This window comes from Pedobacter indicus (assembly GCF_003449035.1).
Taxonomy (GTDB): domain Bacteria; phylum Bacteroidota; class Bacteroidia; order Sphingobacteriales; family Sphingobacteriaceae; genus Albibacterium; species Albibacterium indicum.
Map to the genome: position 1 here is coordinate 1,995,406 of NZ_QRGB01000001.1, position 25,433 is coordinate 2,020,838.

21 protein-coding genes and 1 pseudogene are annotated in these 25,433 nt (G+C 37.6%); 20 read left to right on the top strand and 2 right to left on the bottom strand.

Annotated features, from left to right (window positions below; all coding sequences use genetic code 11):
* Positions 1-15 precede the first annotated feature (15 nt).
* The 15 genes and pseudogenes from D3P12_RS08995 (at position 16) to D3P12_RS09065 (ending at position 17,044) form a co-directional block, all read left to right on the top strand.
* Positions 16-558 (top strand): hypothetical protein, encoded by a 543-nt coding sequence (locus D3P12_RS08995; RefSeq protein WP_118194778.1) that lies wholly within the window; start codon positions 16-18, stop codon positions 556-558.
* Between the two features lie 16 nt (positions 559-574).
* Complete coding sequence (locus tag D3P12_RS09000) at positions 575-961, top strand: helix-turn-helix domain-containing protein (protein WP_157970304.1); 387 nt, start codon at positions 575-577, stop codon at positions 959-961.
* Position 962: 1 nt separating this feature from the next.
* Complete coding sequence (locus D3P12_RS09005) at positions 963-1,394, top strand: hypothetical protein (protein WP_118194781.1); 432 nt, start codon at positions 963-965, stop codon at positions 1,392-1,394.
* Between the two features lie 14 nt (positions 1,395-1,408).
* A complete protein-coding gene (locus tag D3P12_RS09010) occupies positions 1,409-4,075 on the top strand; it encodes a DNA methyltransferase (protein WP_118194782.1) in 2,667 nt (888 codons plus the stop codon).
* Between the two features lie 8 nt (positions 4,076-4,083).
* Positions 4,084-6,855 (top strand): helicase-related protein, encoded by a 2,772-nt coding sequence (locus D3P12_RS09015; protein WP_118194784.1) that lies wholly within the window; start codon positions 4,084-4,086, stop codon positions 6,853-6,855.
* Entirely contained in the window at positions 6,845-8,305 is a 1,461-nt protein-coding gene (locus D3P12_RS09020) for a PglZ domain-containing protein (protein ID WP_118194786.1), read from the top strand. The genes D3P12_RS09015 and D3P12_RS09020 overlap by 11 nt, the downstream gene beginning before the upstream one ends.
* Complete coding sequence (locus D3P12_RS09025) at positions 8,295-8,924, top strand: hypothetical protein (RefSeq protein ID WP_118194788.1); 630 nt, start codon at positions 8,295-8,297, stop codon at positions 8,922-8,924. The genes D3P12_RS09020 and D3P12_RS09025 overlap by 11 nt, the downstream gene beginning before the upstream one ends.
* 186 nt (positions 8,925-9,110) lie before the next feature.
* A pseudogene (locus D3P12_RS15850) lies at positions 9,111-9,434 on the top strand (DUF3024 domain-containing protein).
* Between the two features lie 703 nt (positions 9,435-10,137).
* Complete coding sequence (locus D3P12_RS09035; protein WP_157970305.1) at positions 10,138-10,866, top strand: hypothetical protein; 729 nt, start codon at positions 10,138-10,140, stop codon at positions 10,864-10,866.
* Between the two features lie 84 nt (positions 10,867-10,950).
* A complete protein-coding gene (locus tag D3P12_RS09040; protein WP_118194792.1) occupies positions 10,951-11,670 on the top strand; it encodes a basic secretory protein-like protein in 720 nt (239 codons plus the stop codon).
* Between the two features lie 24 nt (positions 11,671-11,694).
* A complete protein-coding gene (locus tag D3P12_RS09045) occupies positions 11,695-12,555 on the top strand; it encodes a helix-turn-helix domain-containing protein (RefSeq protein WP_118194794.1) in 861 nt (286 codons plus the stop codon).
* 128 nt (positions 12,556-12,683) lie between these two features.
* Positions 12,684-12,905: a heavy-metal-associated domain-containing protein gene (locus D3P12_RS09050; protein WP_118197043.1), complete on the top strand. Its 222-nt coding sequence runs from the start codon at positions 12,684-12,686 to the stop codon at positions 12,903-12,905.
* A 29-nt stretch (positions 12,906-12,934) separates the two neighbouring features.
* On the top strand, positions 12,935-14,866 hold the full coding sequence (locus D3P12_RS09055; RefSeq protein ID WP_118194796.1) for a heavy metal translocating P-type ATPase: 1,932 nt from the start codon (positions 12,935-12,937) through the stop codon (positions 14,864-14,866).
* A gap of 35 nt (positions 14,867-14,901) precedes the next feature.
* Entirely contained in the window at positions 14,902-15,498 is a 597-nt protein-coding gene (locus D3P12_RS09060) for a DUF6448 family protein (RefSeq protein ID WP_118194798.1), read from the top strand.
* A 196-nt stretch (positions 15,499-15,694) separates the two neighbouring features.
* Positions 15,695-17,044, top strand: coding sequence for a purple acid phosphatase family protein (locus tag D3P12_RS09065; RefSeq protein WP_118194800.1), 1,350 nt, complete (start codon positions 15,695-15,697; stop codon positions 17,042-17,044).
* On the opposite strand, the gene D3P12_RS09070 is transcribed toward D3P12_RS09065, so the two are convergent.
* Positions 17,026-17,445, bottom strand: a complete 420-nt coding sequence (locus tag D3P12_RS09070; protein WP_118194802.1) for a YidH family protein — start codon at positions 17,443-17,445, stop codon at positions 17,026-17,028. The genes D3P12_RS09065 and D3P12_RS09070 overlap by 19 nt on opposite strands.
* 118 nt (positions 17,446-17,563) lie before the next feature.
* Between D3P12_RS09070 and D3P12_RS09075 the strand changes: the two genes are divergently transcribed.
* Complete coding sequence (locus tag D3P12_RS09075) at positions 17,564-19,864, top strand: GH92 family glycosyl hydrolase (protein ID WP_118194804.1); 2,301 nt, start codon at positions 17,564-17,566, stop codon at positions 19,862-19,864.
* A gap of 2 nt (positions 19,865-19,866) precedes the next feature.
* Here the strand turns inward: D3P12_RS09075 and D3P12_RS09080 are convergent, their stop codons facing one another.
* Positions 19,867-20,277 carry a hypothetical protein gene (locus D3P12_RS09080; protein WP_118194806.1) on the bottom strand — a complete coding sequence of 137 codons (411 nt, stop codon included), beginning with the start codon at positions 20,275-20,277 and terminating at the stop codon, positions 19,867-19,869.
* 93 nt (positions 20,278-20,370) lie between these two features.
* Between D3P12_RS09080 and D3P12_RS09085 the strand changes: the two genes are divergently transcribed.
* The 4 genes from D3P12_RS09085 (at position 20,371) to D3P12_RS15760 (ending at position 25,002) form a co-directional block, all read left to right on the top strand.
* Positions 20,371-20,715 carry a DUF3024 domain-containing protein gene (locus D3P12_RS09085; protein WP_118194807.1) on the top strand — a complete coding sequence of 115 codons (345 nt, stop codon included), beginning with the start codon at positions 20,371-20,373 and terminating at the stop codon, positions 20,713-20,715.
* A gap of 372 nt (positions 20,716-21,087) precedes the next feature.
* A complete protein-coding gene (locus tag D3P12_RS15490; RefSeq protein WP_205941081.1) occupies positions 21,088-23,340 on the top strand; it encodes an AAA family ATPase in 2,253 nt (750 codons plus the stop codon).
* A gap of 4 nt (positions 23,341-23,344) precedes the next feature.
* Entirely contained in the window at positions 23,345-24,760 is a 1,416-nt protein-coding gene (locus D3P12_RS09095; protein ID WP_118194809.1) for a 5-methylcytosine restriction system specificity protein McrC, read from the top strand.
* Positions 24,761-24,762: 2 nt separating this feature from the next.
* Positions 24,763-25,002, top strand: coding sequence for a Fic family protein (locus D3P12_RS15760; protein WP_118194811.1), 240 nt, complete (start codon positions 24,763-24,765; stop codon positions 25,000-25,002).
* Positions 25,003-25,433: the final 431 nt, after the last annotated feature.

Genomic DNA, 25,433 nt, shown 5'->3' on the forward strand with positions numbered 1-25,433 from the left:
CTAATTAACTTGTAAGTGAATAACTTTGCAGAAATATTTTGGGTTAACACCTATCGTAAGGTAACTTATTATACAGTTGCTGTGAATGATGGTGATGCATTGTTCGATGCTTTTGTGGATAAACATACTGTTGAAAATAAAGAAAAATTAAATCACATTTTGGCTTGGATTAAAGTCATTGGTGATAAAATTGGTGCTCAAGAACAATATTTTAGAAACGAAGCAGAAACAGCCGATACATCCGCTTTACCTCCTCAAGGTGTAAATAAAGAACCGGTTTATGTGGAATACAATGAGGAAACAGGTACAGAGGAAAATAAACCGAATAATCTAAGGTTATATTGCTTGAGAGCAAATGAATATGTGGTTTTTCTTTTTAATGGAGACATTAAAACGGCAGCAACACCTCAAGAATGTGAGAATGTCAGATTACATTTTAAAATGGCAAATAAATTGACTGAATTAATAGACGAAGCATTTCAAAATAAAGAAATTCGTTGGATTAATGATTATACAGAAATAGAAGTAGATGATGATTTTTTACTTCAATGGGATTAATAAAAAAACAGAGCGCATGAAAAAGTCAAATCATAATATTACAGATTGGTTAGACCAATACGGTGATCCAGAAATTGATAAGTTCGTTGAGAAAAACTTAGCAATTACCGAAAAAGTACGTGTTGCAATGGAAGCTAAAGGATGGAAATCCCAAGACTTAGCAAAAGCAATGGATAAAACACCATCCGAAGTGTCAAAATGGCTTTCGGGCATGCACAACTTAACACTAAAAAGCATCATCAAAATGGAGCAAGCGTTAGGTATTTGTTTAGTACATACCGAGCCAATCAAACAATACGAATACGTGTATTTGGGTACGATTAAAGGTACGGAAGATTATGCACAAAAGGTAAACGATTACCACGAATCTTACGCCGATCAAGCATACGAAATTGCCCTGTAACATGGAAAATAAACCAAAAATAGATGCGGATCAAATTCACTTATTTCACCTGGAAATTCGTGAGTTTAATATCAATACGCAAGCTTTTAAAAATACAGCCGATCATAAACTGAACATTGCACATCGTTTAATGCATAATTTAGAAGATAAACGGCTAAAATTAGACATGAATTGCTCTTTCCGAAATGATGCGGAAGAGCAATTATTGCAATTAGACATGGATTATCATTTTCATATCGAAAATTTAGAAGACTTTTATACCATCAACGAAAAAGGATTACCTAAATTTTCTGCAACCATTATTGCAACCATTTTAGGCATTGCGCTTTCTACTACAAGAGGTATTCTTTTCGAAAAATTAGCCAACCATGGCATCCATAACATCATCATTCCTGTAGTTTCTCCAATGAAGATGTTAGCGAATAACCAATAACCAAATTCATACACATGACCCAAGAACTATTCTCAAACGAAGAACAACATACCAATGGTCCAGTAACGGTCTTAGGTAAAACATTTGCCAACGATGAAGAAAGACGTTCGTATTTCCGTGAGGAGTTACGCAAAAAATTACCAGAACTAAAAGAGATAGATGGCTTCCCAATTGGGGAAGAGGAAGACATCATCAACCTATCCGATCCTCCATTTTATACGGCTTGCCCCAATCCTTGGATCAACGATTTTATTGCAGAATGGGAAGAGGAGAAAAAACAATTAGAAAAAGAAGGTAAACGTGTGCCTAATTTTGAAGTAACTGAACCCTATGCTGCGGATGTAAGTGAAGGGAAAAATAATCCTATATATACTGCACATACTTATCATACAAAAGTGCCACATCCCGCCATTATGCGTTATATTATGCATTATACTCAACCTGGTGATATCATCTATGATGGTTTTGCAGGTACAGGGATGACTGGTGTAGCTGCTGCAATGTGTGAAAATCCTGAATCAGATATCAAGGCTAAAATAGAAAAGGATAATAATAATGTTATTTGGGGACAGAGAAAAGCTATATGCTCTGATTTATCACCTTATGCTTCAATGATTAGCTATAATTATAATTCACCTTTAGATTTAATTGAGGCAAATCATTTTCTAGATAAATTAGAAAGTGACATGATAACATCTTGTCAATGGCTTTATAAAACTAAGCATATTAATAACGATCTTGGTACGATAAATTATATTGTTTGGAGTGATGTTTTTTTATGTGTTGATTGTAATAAAGAATTGGTCTTCTGGAACGAAGCACTTAGTTTTGAGGAGAAGAAAGTAATAGATAATTTTAATTGTCCCCATTGTAATGCAGTTAATAATCAAAAGAAATCAGAAAAAGTTTGGGAAACTAAGTTCGATTCTATTGTTAATGATACAATTAAAATTGCCAAAAATGTTCCAGTATATATAGTTTACAGTTATAACAATAAGAGGTTTACAAAATCTCCAGATGATTATGATTTAGAATTAATTAATCAAATTGAAAATTATAAATTAAAAACCTGGGCTCCAACATATAAAATTCCAAAAGGTTATAATACTGATCAACCTATTAGATCACATGGTATTAGTTTTGTTCATTTATTCTATACTAAAAGAAACTTGATTGCTCTTTCCATTTTAAATGATTATATAAATCGTTCAAAATACTCGAGTAAGTTTAAATTCATTTTAACGGGAATGATCAATAGGTCAACAAAAATGAACAGAATTCATGTAAAAAACTTCTTCTTTGGCGGAGGTGGTTGGAATGCAGGTCATTTAAAGGGGACTCTTTATATACCAGCATTACCAATTGAAACATCCATATTAGAGCAAATCAGTGATAAAATTAAAAGTTATAAAACTGTTCTGCAGAAACTATCAAATAGATACAATAATTTAGTATCGGTTGCTTCAGCAACAAAATCAACAATTAAAAATAATTCAATAGATTATATTTTTACTGATCCTCCTTTTGGTGCAAATATCATGTATTCAGAGTTGAATATTTTACCTGAATCGTGGCTTAAGGTTTTAACATCAAATGAGAAAGAAGCTATTGAAAATAAAATTCAAGGTAAAAATACATTTGATTACCAAAGATTAATGACTGAAAGCTTTAATGAGTATTATAGAGTATTAAAACCCGGGAAATGGATGACGGTTGAATTCTCAAATACTTCTGCAGCAGTATGGAATAGCATTCAAAATGCCCTATTAACGGCAGGATTTGTTATTAGTAATGTTGCAGGTATAGACAAAAAGCAAGGTGGTATTCGTTCAATAACTACAGCAACAGCTGTTCGCCAAGATTTAGCCATTACATGTTATAAACCTTCTTCTGAGTTCGATACCAAATTTCAAGAATCGCAACATTCACCAATGGGCGTATGGGATTTTGTAGAAGAGCATTTATCACATTTACCAATCCATTTAGTGAAAGAAAATGCGACTACAGCAGTAGTAGAGCGTAGTGCTAAAATTTTATTGGACCGTTTAATTGCCTTTTATGTACAACGTTCACTTCCTGTGCCTATCGATGCAGGTAAATTTCAAGAAGGTTTAAAAGAGCGTTTTGTAGAGCGCGATGGCATGTACTTTACCCAAGAGCAAGTAGAAGAATACGAGCGCAAGAAAGCAGAAGTTCCAGAGTTTATACAAATGAGTTTATTTGTCGGTTCAGAACAAGATGCCGTTTATTGGTTACGCCAATTATTGGAAAAAGAACATAGAACAGAACAAGACTTACATCCATTATGGATGCGCGAAGTAGCAGGTAACATGCGCAAAGGAGATACTTTACCAGAGATGCGCCAAATATTAGAAGAAAACTTCTTAAAAGACGAGTCTGGGAAATGGTATGTGCCGGATGCAGAAAACGAAGCCGATTTAGAAAAACTAAGAAACAAACGTTTATTAAAAATATTCGAAGACTATAAAGCCGAAGCAGCAAAACCAAAAGGTAAGCTAAAAGAAGTACGTGTAGAAGCCCTACGTGTAGGTTTCAAACAATGCTACCAAGACAAAGATTTTAAAACAATTGTAAACGTAGGCGATCGTATTCCAAATAACTTATTAATGGAAGACGAAGTCTTATTGCAATTCTATGATATTGCTTCTGCAAAAATCTAAACTATACGATGCTGTATCAAAACCAACCCTGCGAACTCATAGGAACAAAGGAGGTATTCGGGCATAAAATTGCCTGGATACGTCTTTTAGAAAATAATACATTCATAGAAGTTCCATTCCAAGAACTTCAACAAGACGAGCAAACCATCCACCTACCACATATTCGCTATGTGGCTTTGGCGGCTAAAGTAAAAGACGAAGTCGCCAAGAAAAATATCCTCGCTCCATACGAAAGCAGTTTGGTGCCTTTGCCACATCAAATCTTAGTGTTAGAGAAAGTAATGCAAGCCGAACAAAATCGTTTCATGTTGGCAGACGAAGTGGGAATGGGAAAAACCATAGAAACGGGGCTAATCCTGAAGGAACTAAAATTAAGAGGCGAAATCAAACGGGTTTTAGTCATCGTTCCCAAATCATCTATGCTGCAATGGCAAGCCGAGCTCAAAGAGCATTTTAATGAAGTATTCCATATCTACGATTCAGAAATGATTACTTCTTTAGCGCGTACCTTTTCAAACATCAACGCCGATGAAGAGTTTAATTTTTGGCGTCAACACCATCAAGTCATCGTTTCTACCGATGCCTTAAAACCATTAGACCGAAGACAAGGCTGGACACAAGAGCGCATAGACGAATACAATCGTTACCGTATGGATGGTGTTTTAAATGCTGATTTTGATTTGGTAATTATAGACGAAGCACATAAAATGGGCGGAGCCAATGCGTTAGTTTCAAGATATGTTTTGGCACAAGAATTATGTAATGCTGTACCAAACGTCTTGTTATTAACTGCCACGCCGCATAGAGGAAAAGCAGATCATTTCCGACGTATATTACAATTGTTAGACCCGGATGCTTTTGCCGGAGATGGTTTACCAGAGATATCAGAATTGGAACAATACGTTATTCGTACAGAAAAAAGAAATGCCGTCGATTACGAAGGGAACAAATTGTTCAACGAACGATTTACCTACAAATTAGATGTGTGGCTGGATATAAACAAACATGCCAAACAAATGGCATTGTACGAAGCGGTAACTCAATATGTCATAAAAGGTTTCAATACTGCTAAACGTTCAAAGAATAAAGCAACTGGACTGATTATGATTCTTTTCCAACGTTTGGTAAGCAGTTCTACTTTAGCCATTCTATCGGCAATGGAAAAGAGATTATACCGCTTGCAAAACAATCTATTGGAAGTGGGTGACGATTGGTCAGAGGATTATGAAAAGGCTACTGAAGAAGAATTATTAGAGATAGACTTTGACGGAATTTATTTTAATGCATCGGAAGGTTTAGAAGATGAAGAGTCAATTTTAGTACAGTTAATCGCTCAAGCAAAAGAATGTTTGGCAACAGAAATCGATGCCAAAGCAGAAGCGCTAATAAAGAAATTTGAAGCCTTACAACAGGAAAAAAACGACACCAATCTCAAGATTTTGGTGTTTACAGAATTTAGAACGACACAAAAAATGTTAGTGGATATCTTCTCTAAAAAAGGATATCAAGTGGCATTTATAAACGGAGGTCAAGATTTAGATGAACGTAAACGCGCGCTGGTTTCTTTTAAAGCAGATAAACAAATACTTATAGCCACAGATGCTGCCGGGGAATCATTAAACATGCAATTTTGCCACGTGATTTTCAATTACGATTTACCTTGGAATCCCATGATGATCGAACAACGTATTGGTCGTGTAGACCGTATCGGACAAAAACATCCTGTACAAGCCTTCAATTTACTAACCAACAACAGTGTAGACCAAAGGGTTTATGAGGTAATTGAAGAAAAGCTTACCAATATTTTAGAACAATTTGGGATAGACAAATCTTCGGATGTTTTGGATTCAACAATTGATATGAAAAAGGTAAATCAATTGTATTTACAAAGTTTATTAAACCCAGAACGATTTGATTTTGCAAGTGATAAGTGGATTAATGAAATTAAAAGCAAACTAAAAGATTTTAAATCAACAGAAGGTATTTTACCATTAGTCCAAGAAGAAGAAATTGAGTATAAAAAAGCAGCTGATGTTAAACACAGTCCATTGCCTATTTGGTTAGAAAATTTATATACCACTTATGCGCAAATGAAAGGGACGTCCTATTCTACAACGACTTTAGGGTATGCTATTTTAGGAGAAAATGGACAAAAGAAGAAAATTACTTTTGATCCAGAAGTAGCTTTAAATAATCCGGATGTAGAACATATTACCTTACAGCATGATACCGTAAAAAGTTTATTAAATCAACTTTCAGAATTTTCTATTGATAAAGGGATACCTGTTGTAAAATCAAATGAATCAGATGAAACTGCTGGATATTGGAGTTTATGGCAAGTAAGTGCTAAAAATCAGTTAGATCAAAAGTTAGATTACATCAGTTGCTTTGTTGCAGATAATGGCAAACAATATACTGCTTATGCCAATGATATTTGGTCGAGATTGATGAGTTTAAATGATAATTTTTCGTTTCAAACCACAGTACATCCTGAGAATTGGCAAGATATCCAAGAGAAAGTCAATGAAGTGTTATATGAAACTTTCAAACAATTAGAAGCGGAATTGATCGAAAATTTGGATAAAAAATTAAAAAATAAGGAAAACGCATACAACGTACAAAAAAGAAGAATAGAGAAAATAGGAATTGAAAACATTAAAGAATCTAAACTAAAACGATTAGACCAAGAACATAACAACTGGTTGTTAAAGATGAAAGAATATCGCAATGTAATTCCTGGATCTAAATTATTGATGGTAATACGTATAGATGGAGAATAGTTTCATATACCAAATAGCAAAAGATTTAAAATCTTATCATACAAAAGTACTTCGGGTTGAAAATTCAGATGGATTTTTAAAACGTAAAGATATCATTGCTGCTTTAAAGAATTTTGGTATTGATGTAGTAATCGGTACAAATTTAGACTTACGCATCCAATATGAATTGAGAAATGAGGAAGAATATTGTGTTTTACTCAGTGATGATAATACTGATTTTTTACCAGATATTACAGTAAATTCTTCTGCGATCCATTGGTCTTTGGATAATTATTTCCATTTTTTACATCTGCCATCCATAAAGAATTTGGATATTAATGCATTGAATAAAATTTTCAAACACGAAATTATTATTCCATTAAATAAAGCGGATACGATAAAATTAATTGAAAAATTACGTTCAGAAAGTCATGCAGAAAATGAAGACGAACAGGAAAATCAATTAGTTCAAATTATTAAAGAAACGGTAGCAGATGTACCCATTAATTGGAATATCATTGCACGTGATTTAGGTGAACTTATTAAAAGAGCCATCAAAAAGGGAACTTTAAATAATTATGCTGAATTAATTACAGAAGTAAATGAAGTTTTTCAAACAGAATTAGAAGTAAATTATAAGCACATTAAAAATTCAAGCGCTGTAAAGAAACCTAAAATAGTATCCAAAGTTTTAGACTATTTAGCATTTAATTATTTGAATGCTAAAATAGCATTGATAGTCGTGGATGGATTAGCATATTGGCAATATTTATTGCTTAAAGAACGATTAAACGTAGAAGCTACAGAGCAGACCATTTATTCGTGGATCCCTTCTATTACACAGCTTTCAAGACAAGCAATATTTAGAGGAGCCAATCCATTCGTTGAATATAAACAAGCTCCAGCAAGTGAAAAAAAACTATGGGAGAATTATTGGATATCAAAGGGGATTCCTAAGCATCAAATCGCCTATTTTCATAGTGAAAGTTTGGTTGAAAATAACCTAAACTATTCAAAAATTGCGGTAGTATATAAAGAGTTAGATGATAAAATGCACAGCTCCGATGATTATAAAGATTTATATGATTTGACCATGAATTGGTTAGAGAAAACATCACTATTTATTGACATAGAGCTATTAATAAAAAACAATTTTAAAGTATTTATGACAACCGATCACGGCAATATAGAAGCTAAATCTTGGAGGTTGTTAGTAGGAAAAGAAAAATTAGGCACCAATAAGTCGGGAAGTAGAAGTGAGAGACATATTGAATACACAGATACTTGGTTAAAAGATGAACTATTTCATAATAACCCAGACCTGGTAAACTTTGTGGCATCAGAAGAGAATGCACTCTATTTTAAAAACAATCTAAGTTTTTCAAACAAAGGCACTTTAGTAACACATGGAGGAGCACATGTTTTAGAAGTGCTTATCCCATTTATAGAAATTAAAAATCATGAAGAGTAAATCAGTAGATATCAATCAGCGTATACCTTTAGATGCTTTGCATATTGCATTACAGAGTTATCTTAGTGAGGAATATGATGAACAATATATCTTAGAACAATTACACCTTGATTTTACAGGAGAGAACAGAATTAAAAAGTCATTACGTATTATCAATAAAATAATTTTAAAAAACCCATTAGTTCCTTATTTAGATCAGCACAAAGAAGAAATTTTGAATGTTTTAAAAAGAAAAGATGATCGTAGTTTAATTTTAATTGCTTTATTAAATGCATCATTTCCTTTTTCATTTGATGTATTGCGTACTTTCGGTAAATATTTAACAGTACAAGACATTGTAAATACTGAAACGATTTCTAAAAGTATATCCAATGTATATGGAGGTAATAGAGCCACAGAAATTGGATTATATAGTGTAATACCTATGTTTATTGAAGCAAACATTCTTCATAGACCAAAGCAGGGTTTATATGAAGTAAATAAACAATTTCATTGTACATCTTCCCTAAGCATAGATTTATACAAAGAATCCTTAAAATTCAACGCAGAATTAAATTCATTCCTCTGGGATGAGTATTCAGAACCTTATTTGATTTTCTTGAAAAATAATTCTCTGTAATTCTAAAGAGGACGACTTCTCAGACAATAAAATGTTACAAAATTGAATTTTATTTGTATTTATTTTTAAATAAAATATTGATAATCAGTGTTAAGCACTTTTTGTATCGGAAAGTAGTTGCATAATCAAGAACCAACCAAAAATGTTAAATATATGAACAAGACGGATAATAAAGAACCCATTTCCATGGTGGAAGTGCAATTAAAAAGCTTTGTAGAAGCTAAACGTCCGAAGGAAGAAGAGATACGTAAGCAATTGGATTTTGGTTACTCGTGGGGTGGGCAAACTGCTGTATTGTTTGAGATCAGACCTCAATGAAATGATCCAACGAATATTCTAGAATTACCATTTGCTAAGCTTCGTTTTGTGAAATCTTCTAAAATATGGAAACTCTATTGGATGCGAGCATCCGGTAAATGGGAGGCGTATGATCCCAAACCCGAGAGTACTAATCTGCAATTATTGCTGGATGAAATTAATCATGATGGCTATGGCTGTTTTTTCGGGTGATATTTAATCACAAATACCAAATCGGTACCCCCGACACCTAAGTTTTATCTTTTTCAAAAATTAGCTGCTTTTGGATCCGCAATCCCTACTTCCAAATGACATTCTGATATTTCGTTACTGCTGGTAGCGTTTACCCCCGACGGTATTAGTCAAGATGTTTTTTTAATACTAAAGCCCATCTCGTAGCTTCCGAATATAGCTTAAAAAATTAATTCTTCCTCTGTTCAGTCGTTCTTTATGACTGCCCTCTTTTGAGAAAAGCACTCATACTTGGAGTGCCCTTGTTTTACTTATTCCCGTTGTGAACCCGTAGTGCTCCCGTTGTCAACCCGTACAAATGGCTAATTGTACGGGTTCATAACGGTATGTTAACGTGTTAAAAATGGGTTGTTTACGAACAAGGTATTTCGGATGTTAAAAGTTTTATTTAGAACAGATGTACGATCTTCTTCGGGAGAGTGCTTAACATTTACATCAGTTTAGGCGTAATTCGGAGCATTAAGCTTAACTGATGTAAACCCGTATACGTTTTGTATATACAATGCCTATAGTTGTAGACTCTTTGTCATGACTAAATACGTACATGTGCAAATTTTTATGTCAATCTTTGCATTCCTACCTCGCCCTACTGAGGTTTATCGTAAAAAATATTTAATATCAAATAAGCTCTCCCGGGTCAATAAAAGAAAAATTAATAGTGTATATGAAAACCGTAAATTTATTAACGAAAGCAATATTCTTAATGCTGATAAGTATCCTGTCTTTTTCTTGCAATAAGAAGGATGACAACCTTCCCGAACCCCAAATCGGATATTTTGTAAAGAAGATCACCGTAAGGGAGCCGAACGATGAGTATATGAAGATAGAATTTCGGTACGATCGTAACAACAGAATAACCGAGCAGACGATCGATGCTAATACGATCCAGTATGCATATAACGACGGGGGACAAGTGTCCCATTATCGTCTAAATGACGAAGAAAACTACCGTTTTGAGTACGTGAACAAAACAATCACCAAAATACTGAAATATGACCCGAAAACGGACGAGTTGGTGGAGGAAATTCCGGTAACATTTTCCAACGGTACGTATTCGATCCGTGACAAAGTCATCTGCAAGGTTGGTGACCAAGGTCAGCTTTTGGAATTACCTACTGAAGGAATTGTGTTTTCGTACGGGGAGGAACTAGGCGTGCACCCGCACCTCACGCTCAGTCCGGCCCGATATTTTTTTCCTGGGGACGAGCTTTTTGTTTATGATCTTACCCTGTCCAATAAGGAACTCCTTGGTTGGGAGCAGGAAGGTTCGACGATATCCATGGAAAACCAACGCAATGAAGAGGGGCTTATCACCACCATTACAGTCACCACACTTTACAATAAGGAATTCCAATGGGATATTGAATATGAAAAGCGGGAATTAGTGCGTTGATTTCTATAAAGCGTCAAAAAAAAATACAGTTTAAGCATCAGCTAAAATGTTTTTCTTAATTTCGATGATACTAAGACATCAATTATGAAAAAGATATTTTTATCCATTGTACTTTGCTTCAGTATGTTACTTTTCTTTGACAACGCTTCGGCGCAACGAGATTGGCGAAATACTGACAAAGACCGGAATGTAGCTGCAGAAATAGATAGCATCACAAAGGGAGGCTATACTTTAATTTGGATCAACAAAGACCCCGACTTCAATCAAGACATTAAAAAGCGTCTCATTGATACTTATTTTATCACCTATCCACAATTAGCAAAAGATTTCAATCGCGCAACACTTAAAAGCGTAACCTTTGTCATCGATCCTGAATATAAAGGCGTAGCAGCTACTTCAGGTGGAGTGATCCGTTATAATCCAGAGTGGTTTGTCAAGAATCCGTCCGACATCGATGTTGTCACACACGAGGTTATGCACGTTATTCAGAGTTATCCTCATCGCGCTGGTCCTGGTTGGTTAACAGAAGGCGTGGCTGATTATGTGCGTTTCAAGTATGGTGTTGCGAATGAAGAAACTAATTGGAGCCTAACGGAGTTCAACGAAAAGCAAAGTTACGAAAACTCCTATCGCATCACTGCCCGATTCCTGCATTGGGTCGTAACTCATCACGATAAGAAATTTGTTAAAAAGCTAGACCATGCCTTGCGGGAAGGAAAATATGATGAAGACTTCTGGGTAAAGCGAACTGGCAGTACGGTCGATCAACTTTGGGAAGAATACTCAAAAAATCCAATTATCTAGTAACTAATATAATATTATTGCTGCGTGAAAACCATCCCTTATATAGAATACACCAAGCTGGAAGCAGAAGATACTGATAAAAACCATTGGTACCACATGTCGCACCTGAACGATGCCTGTGCATCCAAAGATTTCCATCGTACCTCGGCCTATGCTATATGCTTGCTTCGCGAAGGGAAGTTACAGTTAGAGTCTGACCTCTTTGTTCATCAAGCCGATGCACCTGCTATTTTTACTATAGCTCCATCCGCCATTCGACGCTTTACTGATCTAGGCGAAGGCTACGAAGCCAAGATTTTTTTCTTCCGAAAGGAACTTTTCTTACATGGGCAGGTCGATATCAATTATCTGGATAAGTTTGATTTTTTCGAAGTCCCGGAACACCAATTTCTTCCGCTTGATACAAACCAACATCAGAAGCTTGATACCTATTTTAACCTCATTCATGAGAAAACACTTGAAACCACGACTCACGCATCTGACATCATCCGCAGTTTAATCTACATCGTCATCAACGAACTAGACAGCATTTATAAAAGTCAACCCGATGAGCCCAGCTCAAATATTGACAAAAATTTACATGTCCTTTCTCAGTTCAAGTCTCTTTTAGCCGAACATTTTATTGAAGAAAGGCAAGTATCCTTTTATGCTGATAAGCTACATCTAACACCTAAGTATTTCTCCACCCTCATTAAAGAAGCCAGTGGAAAAACTGCCGGCGAATGGATCAATGATATGCTCGTCCTCGAAGCCAAGGTTCGCCTACAAAACCAAAAGCAAAGCATTGCGCAGATCAGTTTTGACCTCAATTTCTCTGACCCTTCACACTTCGGTAAGTTTTTCAAAAAACACGTAGGAATAAGCCCTTCAGACTACCGTAAGTAGCTCTTTTCCGACTTTTATACCATTTCTACCTACTCCCAGCCCTTCTAATGGTTAGGGCAGTGACCTATCTTTGTATTGTAATTAATTGATTGATTGATAATTATTTAAGTATAAAGAAAGGAATAGAAATGAAAACGATTAAATTTCAGTTGGAAGAATTAACCTGTCCATCGTGTATTAACAAAATTGAAAGCGTACTTAACCGTGAAAACGGAGTACAGTCAGCCAAAGTGTTATTTAACTCAAGTAAAGTAAAAGTAGAATATAAGGAAGGTAAAATCGACCCAGAAAAGATCGCTTCGCTTATAGAAAAACTGGGCTATCCTGTACTCTCTCCACGTAGCGTATAATTACTAATCTCTAGATAACAATAGAAAACATGAAAAGCATAACAAAAAATAGATTAACATTCCTATCGGGCGGCCTACTCGTGGCCGCCTTGATAAGTTACTTGGTCAGCCCTGGCAGCCAAACACAAAATATTCTTCTTATTATCTCTTCGGTGATCGCAGGGTTCCCCATTGCCGTCAAAGCCTTCCAGTCCTTGCGGATGAAAGCCTTTAGTATTGACCTACTAGTAACCGTTGCTGTCTTAGGCGCCATGATTATTGGCGAATATACTGAGTCGGCTGTTGTTACTTTCCTTTTCCTTTTTGGTGACTACCTAGAAGGTCGCACCCTACGGAAGACCAGATCTTCATTGCGTTCACTCATCAATATGGCACCCATAGAAGCTACCATACTGAAAGATGGTAAGCGAATCACCATTCCTGCCGATGAAGTGGAAAAAGGCGATACCGTTATCGTTCAGCCGGGCGGACGTATACCTGTAGACGGTACTGTAATTTCTGGCAGCGCGTTGATCAATGAGGCAGCCATTACCGGTGAATCTGTCCCCGTAAGTAAGAACACCGGTGATCCTGTATTCAGTAGTACGATTTCAGACAATGGCTACCTTGAAATAGCCGCTGAAAAAGTAGGAGAGGATACCACCTTTTCTAAGATAATTGAATTGGTTGAAGAGGCACAAGAAACCAAAGCCGAAACACAGAAATTTATGGAGCGCTTTGCTAAGTACTATACACCCGGCATTATCATACTTGCTCTGTTTGTTTGGGCAATTACACAAGACGTTTACCTTGCGCTCACTTTCTTGGTAATCGCTTGTCCGGGTGCCCTCGTTATTTCTGTGCCGGTATCCATTGTAGCCGGAATCGGTAATGGAGCTAAAAATGGTATCCTGATCAAAGGTGGAGATAAAATGGAAAACCTAGCCAAGGTTAATGCCATCGTATTTGATAAAACCGGTACCCTAACCAAAGGGAAACCTGAAGTTACTGCCATCAATGCTATTGGGATTTCAGAGGACGAACTACTCACCTTGGCTGCCGAAGTTGAAGTGGTATCCGAACACCATTTAGGAAAAACCATAGTCAAAAAAGCAGAGGAACGAGGTTTATCACTTCGCCAGCAACCAAACGAAACAAACATCATGAAAGGACACGGATTGACAGCCCGACTGGCTGATCAAGAGGTTTATATAGGAAACAGCTCAGGTGCGAAAAAACTAGGAATTTTTATTGATAAAGAAATCAGTACCTACATGCTGGAGCAAGAAAAACAAGGGAGTACCGCAGTGTTAGTCGCCCGTCAAAACAACGTTGTCGGTGTCATTTCCATTGCCGATCAGATCCGCGACGAAGCCTATGACTCTTTAGTACAATTACGTGATAGCGGAATCAAACGTACTGTTACGCTTACCGGTGATAACAAGCGGGTAGCAGACCAGGTTGCGGCGCAATTAGGAATTGACCAAGTATTCGCTGAGCTATTGCCACAAGACAAAGTGGATAAAGTAAAAACCTGTAAAAAATCGGGAACCAAGCTTGCCATGATAGGTGACGGTATTAATGATGCACCTGCCATCGCAACCGCAGATGTAGGCATCGCCATGGGTGGGACCGCTACCGACGTTACCATGCAGACAGCCGATGTTGTCCTTATGTCAGATAAACTCGACAAATTGCCATATGCTATTAATTTGGCGAAGGCTACTATTCGTAACATGAAGCAGAATACCTATTTGTCGCTGACTACTGTTGCCATCTTATTGGCTGGCGTGCTCACAGATTATGTACACTTGGCATCTGGCATGTTGATTCATGAATTGAGCGTACTGCTGGTCATACTGAATGCCGTAAGACTCGTACGTTTTCCGAAGTATCAGTTGAATCCGACTTTTATACCACTTCTGCCTACTATCAGACCTTCCCGCCCGTCGAAAAAGGAGCTATATTTGTATTGTAAATAACTGATAATCATTTAAATATAAAGAAAGGAATAGAAATGAAAACATTAAATCATCTCAAGAAATTATTTGGCAAAACTACTATGTTATTAGCCGCATTCATGCTCGCATTCAGCATGCCCATCTATGCCCATTGTGACTCGTACGACGGCCCAGTTATCCAAGACGCACTAAAAGCACTGGATAAAGGCGAAGTAAGCTATGTCATGAAATGGATTGAAAAGGAGCATGAAGAAGAAATAAAAAGCTTATTTAAGAAAACCGTGGCATTAAAGAATGAAGACGCTGAAGTTTACGGGATTGTAGAAAAGCACTTCCTTGAAACGTTGGTTCGCATCCACCGCGAAGGCGAAGGTGCAGGGTTTACCGGATTAAAACCAGCGGGTTCCGCAACCTCCATTGTGCAGATGGCTGACAAGGCCATTGCCGATGAAAACGTAAACACCTTGTTAACTAATCTTGACAGGCATATCCGACGTGTCATCTCTGAGAAGTACGAAAAGGTAAATACACTGAGCAAAGTAAAAGATAACTCGACCGAAGAAGGAAGAGCTTACGTAGCAGCTTATGTAGATTACACTCATACCCTAGAAGCTATAGAAGGTGCTTTGGTTGGCGATACACACCACCATTAATATATCAAAATCATACAATGAATAAACCTTGAAGCAGCACAGCGAAAGTTGTGCTGCTTTTTAGATTTGAGCCATGCGAATATACCTTTATGTACTAGGTATGTCACCAGCAATATTCATCAACCTAAGCCCATTTTAGAAAACAGGATTTGTATCTATATTTGATGGATATAAAACACTTGCGAAGGCACCCAAGATGAAGAAAAAACTGACTCTGCTTGTAGTTGCGATTGTCACTTTGGTATGGCTTAATCCGGCTTTGGCTCAGACTACTGCATACACCGTTATTGCCAATCCGGGAGAAGATGCTTCAACCGAAATCCGATTCAATTGGCATACGGACCTGGGTGATGGAGATTCCTATATTACCTATACCAAGAGATCAGACAAAAAGTGGAAAAGAGCGATCACCACGCGGGCTGACCAAGAATTATGTACTGTTTTTGACAGTATTTATTCGAAAAAGCCGAATGGTGAAGATTTCTATGAGAATGCTCGCTTTATGAGGAATACGATTACCTTGAAAGGGCTAGAAGCGGACACGGAGTATAAGTACAAGTTGACTTCAGGAGAAGCCATGTCTGATAACCCCGTGTTTGATGACAACAGCGAGCCTTCTAACAACAACAGCGAAATTCGTTATTTCAAGACAGCGCCAAAATCGGCTAAATGGAGTATGGGTATAATTTCCGATATGCACGTTTACGCCCCACTGCCAAACAGGCAAAAAGCAGGCATGGCAATGATACACCAGCTGGAAAAACAAAATAAGAAGCCATTTGATATGATGCTTCATATAGGAGACATGTCCGCTTGGGGCGGCAGCTATTCGTTTTGGCCAACATTGTATGAAGAAGCTCCTTTCAAAAAGTACGTGTGGGCGGGAGTCAATGGGAATCATGAAAATATGACTCGTCAACATGCACAAAGCAATGAGTTTTTCCGGAATGTAAACAACAACCCGATCAATGGTTATGAGGGGGAAGTTGGAGTGTCATATCATTTTATTTATGGTGATGCTCTCTTCGTCATGCTCAACAGCGAGGCAATGAAAAGTGATGAGGAGTTGGCAATGGCGCAGGAATGGACACGGGAGGTCATCAAAAATAATCATGCAAAGTACGTTATCGTCATATCACATTACCAGTGGTTTATGGGGAACGATGGAAAGAGTTCGCAATATAGCAGATGGAAAAAGTTGTTTGACGAGCAAGGGGTAGATCTTGCCATCAGCGGCAATAATCATATCTATGTGCGCACCAACACGCTATACGCTGACCAAGAGACGGACGGCACAAAAGGAACCGTGTACATACAAACACCTTCCTCGGATAACGATAGAGGGCGATCTATGGGTGAGCTACTTCACAACAATGATCTCATTAAGTCTCGTTGGACTGAAGGGAGCAATACTGTAGGAGCCATAATCATGAAAGCCAATAAAAAGCGCTTAACTTTGACACTTTACGATCGATATGGAAACCCGGTCGATCAGGTTTCGGTAAGGTCTAAGGCAAATAAGACGCCCTACGTCGTGCTCAAATAAACAATCAAAATAATACTTACAAAAAGCAGTACACCCGTTACTACTCGATTGAATGAAGATGTATGGTAGTAAAAGCCTTTGTTTAAGCGATTTTTAATTTTTTCATAACGCAAGTAGGATAGGAGCAAGATCAATGCGCCGACCACGACTAATACAATGCCGACGATTTTTGATTCGATGGATGTATGAGTAAGCTGTCCAGTCACAACAGCCGCCGTAATTTGTCTGGTAAACAAGGAAAACTTCACAACAACAAAACCAAATCCCATAATCCCTATACTGGTTCTGATCCAGGCCAAGAAAGTTCGTTCATTGGCTAAATGATCATTGGGGCTTCCTGCGGAAACTCGGTTAGATAGTCGCGGATCCTTGTTTTTAGGTTGAGAAACGGGTGTCTTCATACGTTGCTAAGTTACGGAAATTAGGCAACCTTAAGTTGGTTAAATAAAGAAACTACTAGGCTACCCTATTTGAAGCTAAGATGTTTTTATTAATTTCGAGCAACCGATATCATCAAAAATGAAAAAATACATCCATAGTATACTGATGGCGGCAATTTTACCGCTAGTTGGTTTCGCTCAGCAAACACCACTTACGCAATATGTAAAACCACTGATTGGTACGGCCAAGATGGGACATACATTTCCCGGCGCTACGGTTCCTTTTGGTTCTGTACAGCTCAGTCCGGATACGGATACCATTCCCTATGCGGTCAACGGTCAATATACCGGTGATGTATATAGGTATTGTGCTGGTTATCAGTATGATGATCCGACTATCGTAGGCTTTAGTCATACGCATTTTTCGGGAACAGGACATTCGGATCTGGGAGATATTCTGGTCATGCCGACGCAAGGGAAGCTACAACTTAATCCGGGAACGGCTGATCATCCCGAAAATGGTTACCGTTCGCTTTATAACCATGACAATGAACTGGCCGAGCCTAATTATTATCGTGTAAAGTTGGACGATCATCAGATCAAAGCTGAGCTGACTACCACCACGCGCGTCGGCATGCATCGTTATACGTATCCGGCTTCGGATGCATCACATTTGATTTTAGACCTGACAGCCGGTATCTACAATTACGATGGAAAAAACGTGTGGACAGTCGTTCGCGTATTGAATGATTCTACACTGACGGGCTATCGGCAAACCAATGGTTGGGCGAGAACGCGAACTGTATATTTTGCTATCAAAACTTCGAAGCCTTTTAGGAATTACGGAGCAAAATATCTGGATAAAGACGTGCAATACCGAGGCTTTTGGCGTAAGTTTGATCAGGAGGATAATTTCCCTGAACTGGCGGCTCACAACATCAGAATGCATTTAGATTTTGATACTGATGAAGGTGAACAGATCATGATGAAAGTTGCACTAAGTCCGGTCAGCATGTCCAATGCTCTTGAAAATATGGCTGCTGAAGCACCTCATTGGGATTTTGATGCTGTGGTTAATCAAGGGAAAAAGGCTTGGGAAGATGAGCTGTCAAAGTTTACGGTTGATATGCTCAATAAGGAGGACTTAGTGAACTTCTACACGTCGGTATATCATGCGAATTTAATGCCCACAGTATACATGGATGTCAATGGCGAGTATAAGGGTTTGGACCATGAAGTGCATAAGGCTGAGGGTTTTGTAAATTATACGTCTTTTTCACTTTGGGATACATTCCGCGCCTTTCACCCTTGGCTGAATTTGGTTGACCCGGAGCGGAATGCTGATATGGTATCATCCATGATGGCACATTACGACCAGTCGGTACTACAGATGCTGCCTATCTGGTCGCATTATGCCAATGAAAATTGGTGTATGAGTGGTTATCATTCTGTATCTGTGGTCGTTGATGCTATTCTGAAAGGTGTATACAAGGGAGACGCAGAGGCTGCGTTGGCAGTCTGTGTGCAGACGGCAAAAGCTAGGCGCTATGAAGGTATTGGGGAATATATGGATCTAGGTTATGTTCCGGACGATGTAAACGGCACTTCAGTATCTAATACACTTGAATACGCTTATGACGATTGGTGTATTGCACAATTAGCTAAAAAACTAGGTAAGGACGATATCGCTGCTGAATTTTCAAAACGTGCTGAATCCTGGCGAAATCTTTTTGATCCAAGCATTGGGTTTATGAGACCTAAAGATAGTCAAGGCAAGTTTCGTGAAGAGTTTGACGTGTTGGAGACCCACGGACAAGGCTTTATTGAGGGAAATACCTGGAACTATTCTTTATATGTTCCTCATCAGCCGGAAGAGCTGATGGAGGTGTTAGGTGGACAGTCAGCCTTGGAAACGTATTTAGATTCTCTCTTTACCATGCATTTACCAGACAAGTTTTTCGCCAACACAGAAGATATTACCCGCGAAGGGATTATCGGTAATTATGTGCACGGTAACGAGCCTGCTCATCATGTGGCATATCTGTATAACTTGACATCGAGTCCTTGGAAAACGCAGGAGCGGGTACGGCAGATTATTCGCAATCAATACCATAATGGTCCCGCCGGTTTGGGCGGAAACGATGATTGTGGACAAATGTCAGCATGGTACCTCTTCACTTCCCTGGGTTTTTATCCCGTTGCGCCAGGAGATAATCATTACTGGTTGGGTAGCCCATTGGTAAAGTCGGCAGAAATAGCTCTGCAGAACGGCAAAACATTGAAAATAAACGCAGTAAACCAATCCGAAAAGAATATGTACGTGAGTCGTGTTCGCTGGAATGGGGAAGATATCCAAGGCTTCAAAATCAGCCATGATGACATCATCCAAGGCGGTGAGTTGGAGTTTGTAATGTCCTCCAAGCCTAAGACGAGAAGATAGCGTTAAGAAGCATAATGGGGGTTCGGTAAGAGTCCCCATCTTTTTATCACATATACCTCAGCTGTTGCTATCAGCACACCTGCTAGCCCATAATACGCATCGACCATATCCAGTGTATTCAATAAGGGTATCCACATCTCGTAGGCAAAATTGACCACCAAAATTGCCAAACTAAAATACAGCACATAACGAAATGATACACCCATTAATAGCCATAAATAACACACTCCAGAGATAATCAAGTATGCAATCGCAAAATTTGATATGTATAAATGAAAGTCAGGAAAGACATCATTAATAAAATCAAATCGTAGAGACTCCTTCTCCCTTGCAGAAAACAACAAAAATACAAATAAAAACAAAAGCAGATGAACGATCGATGTCAGTGGTTTCGGATAATATTTTAATTTCACTATGTTGCCGATATTTAAGTATAAGAACAATCGAATATCGTCATTTTATGAATATAACTCTGGGGCACTAATAAACGAAATAACCATCTCATTATGGCAGAAACAACAATATCAATACATGAAGTACAATTAAAGAGTTTTATAAACTCCTTGCGACCCGCTGACGAAGAACTTCGCAAAAAAATAGATTTTGGATATTCATGGGACGGTCAAATTGTCTTACTCTTTGAAATCCGGCCGCAATGGAACAATCCCATAGAGTACAGGCAATATGAATTTGCAAAGATACGATACGTCAAATCAAGTAAATTATGGAAATTATATTGGCTACGAGCATCAGGTAAATGGGAGCTATATGACCCGCAGCCTGAGAACGTAAACTTGCAAGTACTGCTTTCCGAAATAAAAGACGACCCTCATCACTGTTTTTTCGGGTAATAGCTGCTCATTTTCTTAGTTCTTAAAATAAGAGTTGTTCGAAAATTTCGAATACCTGCCACCGATGGCAAAAATCTATAATACCCATTCCTAATATTACGAATACGTATTGCTATTCCATCAAAAAAGGGTTATTTTGCGTCAAACAAACCATACTTATGCGCTATTCAAAAATAAATGACACAAACTTCTCACAATAAACTCGTTAGCTTTATTTGGTATATTGCCGATGGTTGCTTACGAGATGTCTATGTGAGTTTGCCAAACAAAGATTGAATTAGAGCTTTAAGGAAGATTTTAAGAATAGCACCCAGAGGTATTTGGGCAGACAGGGTTGCTTTTGTTTTGGTAATAAGTGCAATAATATGAAATATGGACGAAGAAAAAATCTCTAATATTAAGCAATATTGGTTATTCGCTCCTGGTGAAAATGCGAAGTACTGGGATGAATTTTATGAAGAAGGCCTTATCGGCTTAGGCTGGGATGATATGGGAGATCTAAGTCAATATCCCAGCAAGGACGAAGTTAAACAGGCATTAATAGAACTTAATATGGGTGATAACCCATACAATGCAACGGCTGCCAATTGGGAGTTTGCTAATGGTATCCAAATAGGAGATATCATCATTGTGAAAAAGGGTCGTAGTACCCTTTTAGGGTATGGACAAGTTACCTCAAATTATTATTATAGCCAAGATAGAACAAACTATAAAAGTTGCAGAAAAGTTAAATGGCTAAAAAAAGGTGTGTGGCCCATCGATCATTCTTTGGTGTTAAAAACATTAACCAATATAACCTCCTATGACTCGGTAGCAGAGGAAGATAAAAAATACTATGAGTTCTTATTAGACAAGATGAATTCTGATGAACCTCACTACAAAGAAGAGTTTAAGAAGTGGCTATCTCCAAGAGCATCAGTTAAATCGAATAAAACTAGCTCGTATATTAGGGCATTGGAAATTCTGTCTAGTTATCTGGAAGTCAACATCTTTGAGGTTAATGATCTAGAGTTTTTGGCTGATCTCTATGAGGATGTTATAAAGGAGCAGCGATTAGAAAAAGGCAAGTATTATCATGAAGAAGCCCCCTCTTATGGGAAAGAAGGATATTATTCTGCGGCCGTTAAAGAATATATTGTCTTTCATCAAACTAAAGTCTTTAAATCTGATCGTATGATAGATCTTTTAAAATACAAGAAACAAATTATTCTACAAGGGCCTCCCGGAACTGGAAAAACTCGGAAAGCTAAACAGATAGCAAGAAACTTTATAACCCTAACCGAAGAAAGAATAAAGGAGAAAATTCAGACAGGACTACAAATATTAACGGTAAAAGGAGAGGTTACTTATACTGTAAAAAGCAACGAGAATAATAAAATAGTTTTAGCGAGAGAAAAAGGGACAATCAATTCGATTACCTATTCGAAAATCTTAAATTCGTTTAAACAAGAGAGATGGAATAATGAAGTAGATAACAATGATGACCGGATGGCGGTTGCTATTGCCAAATATCTTTTTGATGACTTATTAGATGATAATCCGCAATTTAAATTGATTCAATTTCATCCGAGCTTTACCTATGAAGATTTTGTTCGAGGGATCGTTTCAAAACCCAATGAAGATGGTGATGGAGTTTTATATGAGGCTGAAAACAAAATACTAGCTGATTTTGCTCAAAGGGCTTTAGAGAATTATGTTGCATCTCAGATTAAACCAGCAAAAAAAGAAAAAGATACCGAAGAAGTTTTTGAGGCCTTTATAACTCATATTAAAGAGGAAATAGCTCACAGCGATGATCATAAATACCCTATAACTGATGCTGTTTATTTGTTTACAGCCGATGAAACGCGCTTTAGATACAAAGGGGATAAATGGGTAGCTCATCAGAATGGTCTAAATATGAAATTTTCGGAGTTGAAAAAAATTATCCATTATGGAGCCACCGAGCGTCAGGACATCAAGAAGATGACCGATTTGGAAGAGCTGTCCAGGCAACATGCGACTTACTTCATCAAAGTAGTTGAGAAATATAGGGAATTTGAAAAGTCATTCCCACCAACATCGAAGACAGACAAACCCATTGAGCTACGAAATTACGTTCTTATTGTGGATGAAATTAATCGTGCCAACTTATCTTCAGTATTAGGCGAACTGATTTACGCTTTAGAATATCGCGGTGAAGCCGTCGAATCAATGTATGAAGTTGGGGGTGACAATAAGTTATCCCTGCCTCCTAATCTTTACATCATAGGTACAATGAATACAGCCGACCGAAGTGTAGGTCATATTGATTATGCGATAAGAAGAAGGTTTGCTTTTGTAGATGTATTGTCGAAAGACCTTTCGGAAGATGAAAGCTTGAATTTTGCATCTGACCTTTTCCGTGACGTAAAAAACCTGTTTACAACGGATGATTACCAAACTAGATCGATCTATCTTTCACATGAATTCGAACCTAAAGATGTAGCATTAGGACACTCATACTTTATCGATAGGTCACCAGAAGGCGGCTCGATAGATATTCGATTGAAATATGAGATTAAACCAATCCTGTTTGAGTATGTAAAGGATGGCGTATTGAAGGAAAATGCATTAGAGAAGATTCGTTCATTACAGGTTTCCTAAGGAAATGGGATTACTTTTAACAGAACATAAAGTATTAACATATAGCAAAATTCCTCAAGGTGATGCTCTTGAGCATACTATTCCTTTAACGTTACTAAGGTCGTTTCAGTCGAAGAAGCTATTTAAGAATCAAACGTCTTGTATTGTTCTTACAGAGACTGAAACGGAATATTCGCTTCAAGCTGATTATTTAATTGGTGTAGATTGGCTAATACCGCAAAAGCGATTCATTCAAGTAGTACCAAAACTCAATCGGGAAGTTTCAATTGTTTTTGATGAAGTAACGAATGTTGAGGCTGATCCGGAGCTGGAACAGGAAGATAAACAATTTCAGCAACGAGTTGAAGGTGCCGATCTATTTAAACAAGAGGAGGTCGATTATCTTAGAATGTTAATGATCGTTGCGGGTGACGTTTATTTCGATTCATATTTAGGCGACTTGTTTTATCTTGATTATGACGCTCATCCAATCGAGCTACAATCACAGCAAGATATGTTGACTCCACTGTTGGTCGTTCGCTATCTTAAATTGGTCAGACGAATAGTTCAAAAAGGACTTAAAAAATCCTATTACAAAGAGCAAGAAAATCTGAACAATAAAGTAAGAGGCCGAATACTTGTGGGTCAACATATAAAGCAGAATGTCTTTAAAAACCGTCCCACGCGGGCTTATTGCGAGTATCAGGTTTTCGGAGTTGATACTTATGAGAACCGTTTTCTGAAGAAGGTGTCAAAGTTTGTCGCACTGTATGTGGATACGCATTCGAAATTATTTCATAGCAGTATTGATGAAATTAAGAATACGTTGAACTACATATCACCAGCTTTTGAACCAGTTAATACGGAGGTTAGTTCTGACGATTTACGGTATGCAAAGCATAATCCGTTCTACAATGAATATAAAGAAGCAATAAAGATTGGTAAACTTATACTTCACCGATTCTCTTATAATATCACCACAGCACAAAATATTCATACAGTATTTACGTCGCCCTTCTGGATTAATATGCCAGGTTTATTTGAAATGTATCTTTGTGCTCAACTGCGTCTGGCTAATATTGATTATCAAAAGTTTATAAAATTTCAATTTCGTACATATGGTAACTCTTTAGATATCTTAGTGACACATAAAGAGTTTGCCATGGTAATTGATGCGAAATATAAGCTGAAATATCAAAGAGGACAAGTTCACCAGGATATCCGCCAGGTATCAGGCTATGCAAGATTAAAGAAGGTTCGTCGGGAGTTAAAAATTGACGACAATTCCAATGAGGTAATTGAATGTTTAATTATTTACCCTGATCTTGATAATGGGATTACTGATTTTTCGTTGGCCAACATCAAGGCCAGACGACAAGCTATTCCAGCATACCATAAGATATATAAGATAGGAGTGAAGGTGCCAATTATCGCAAGCTAAATATTTATTGCTCAAGAAATACCCCGCAAGTCGTTGAACTCTTAAAAGTGTTTGATGGGATTCACAATAGAGGAGAACTGCAATTAAAATTGGGTTTGACTGATCGCGAGCACTTTAGAAAGACTTACTTGCAACCAGCGGTATATAATGGTTTCGTTGCTCTAACAATTCCTGACAAGCCCACTAGTAGCAAGCAGCAGTATGTTTTGACCGAATTGGGAAAACAAATGGCGAATCGATGAATTAAGTAATACCAGTTTTCCCATGATGAGGGGACTGTAAGATAAATACCGTTCATTATTTTTTCAATATAAAAGGCTTCAAGATATTACCTTCCTTAACTACATATAAATTATTACAAGCATCTTGCCTGGTAATCCATTGCGAAGTCAGCCGATTATCAAACAGATATGTAATGTCCAGCGGTATTTTAGATACTATACTATATCTCACTATTTCTTTACCTTCAATAAATAGGAAAACACACTTCCCTTCGTCATATGTCAGTTCGGGAAGCATATCTTCAATTTGTTCCGAATTAGTAAATCCCAGATCTCTGACCATTTAGGCCCTACTGTAAGCTGATAGTACGTAAATGCTGTCCCAATTGAAAGTGGTAATCGTGCAGAAATCTAGTTGGATTGGGTCTTTTGACTTTTCTGCTATTTCGATA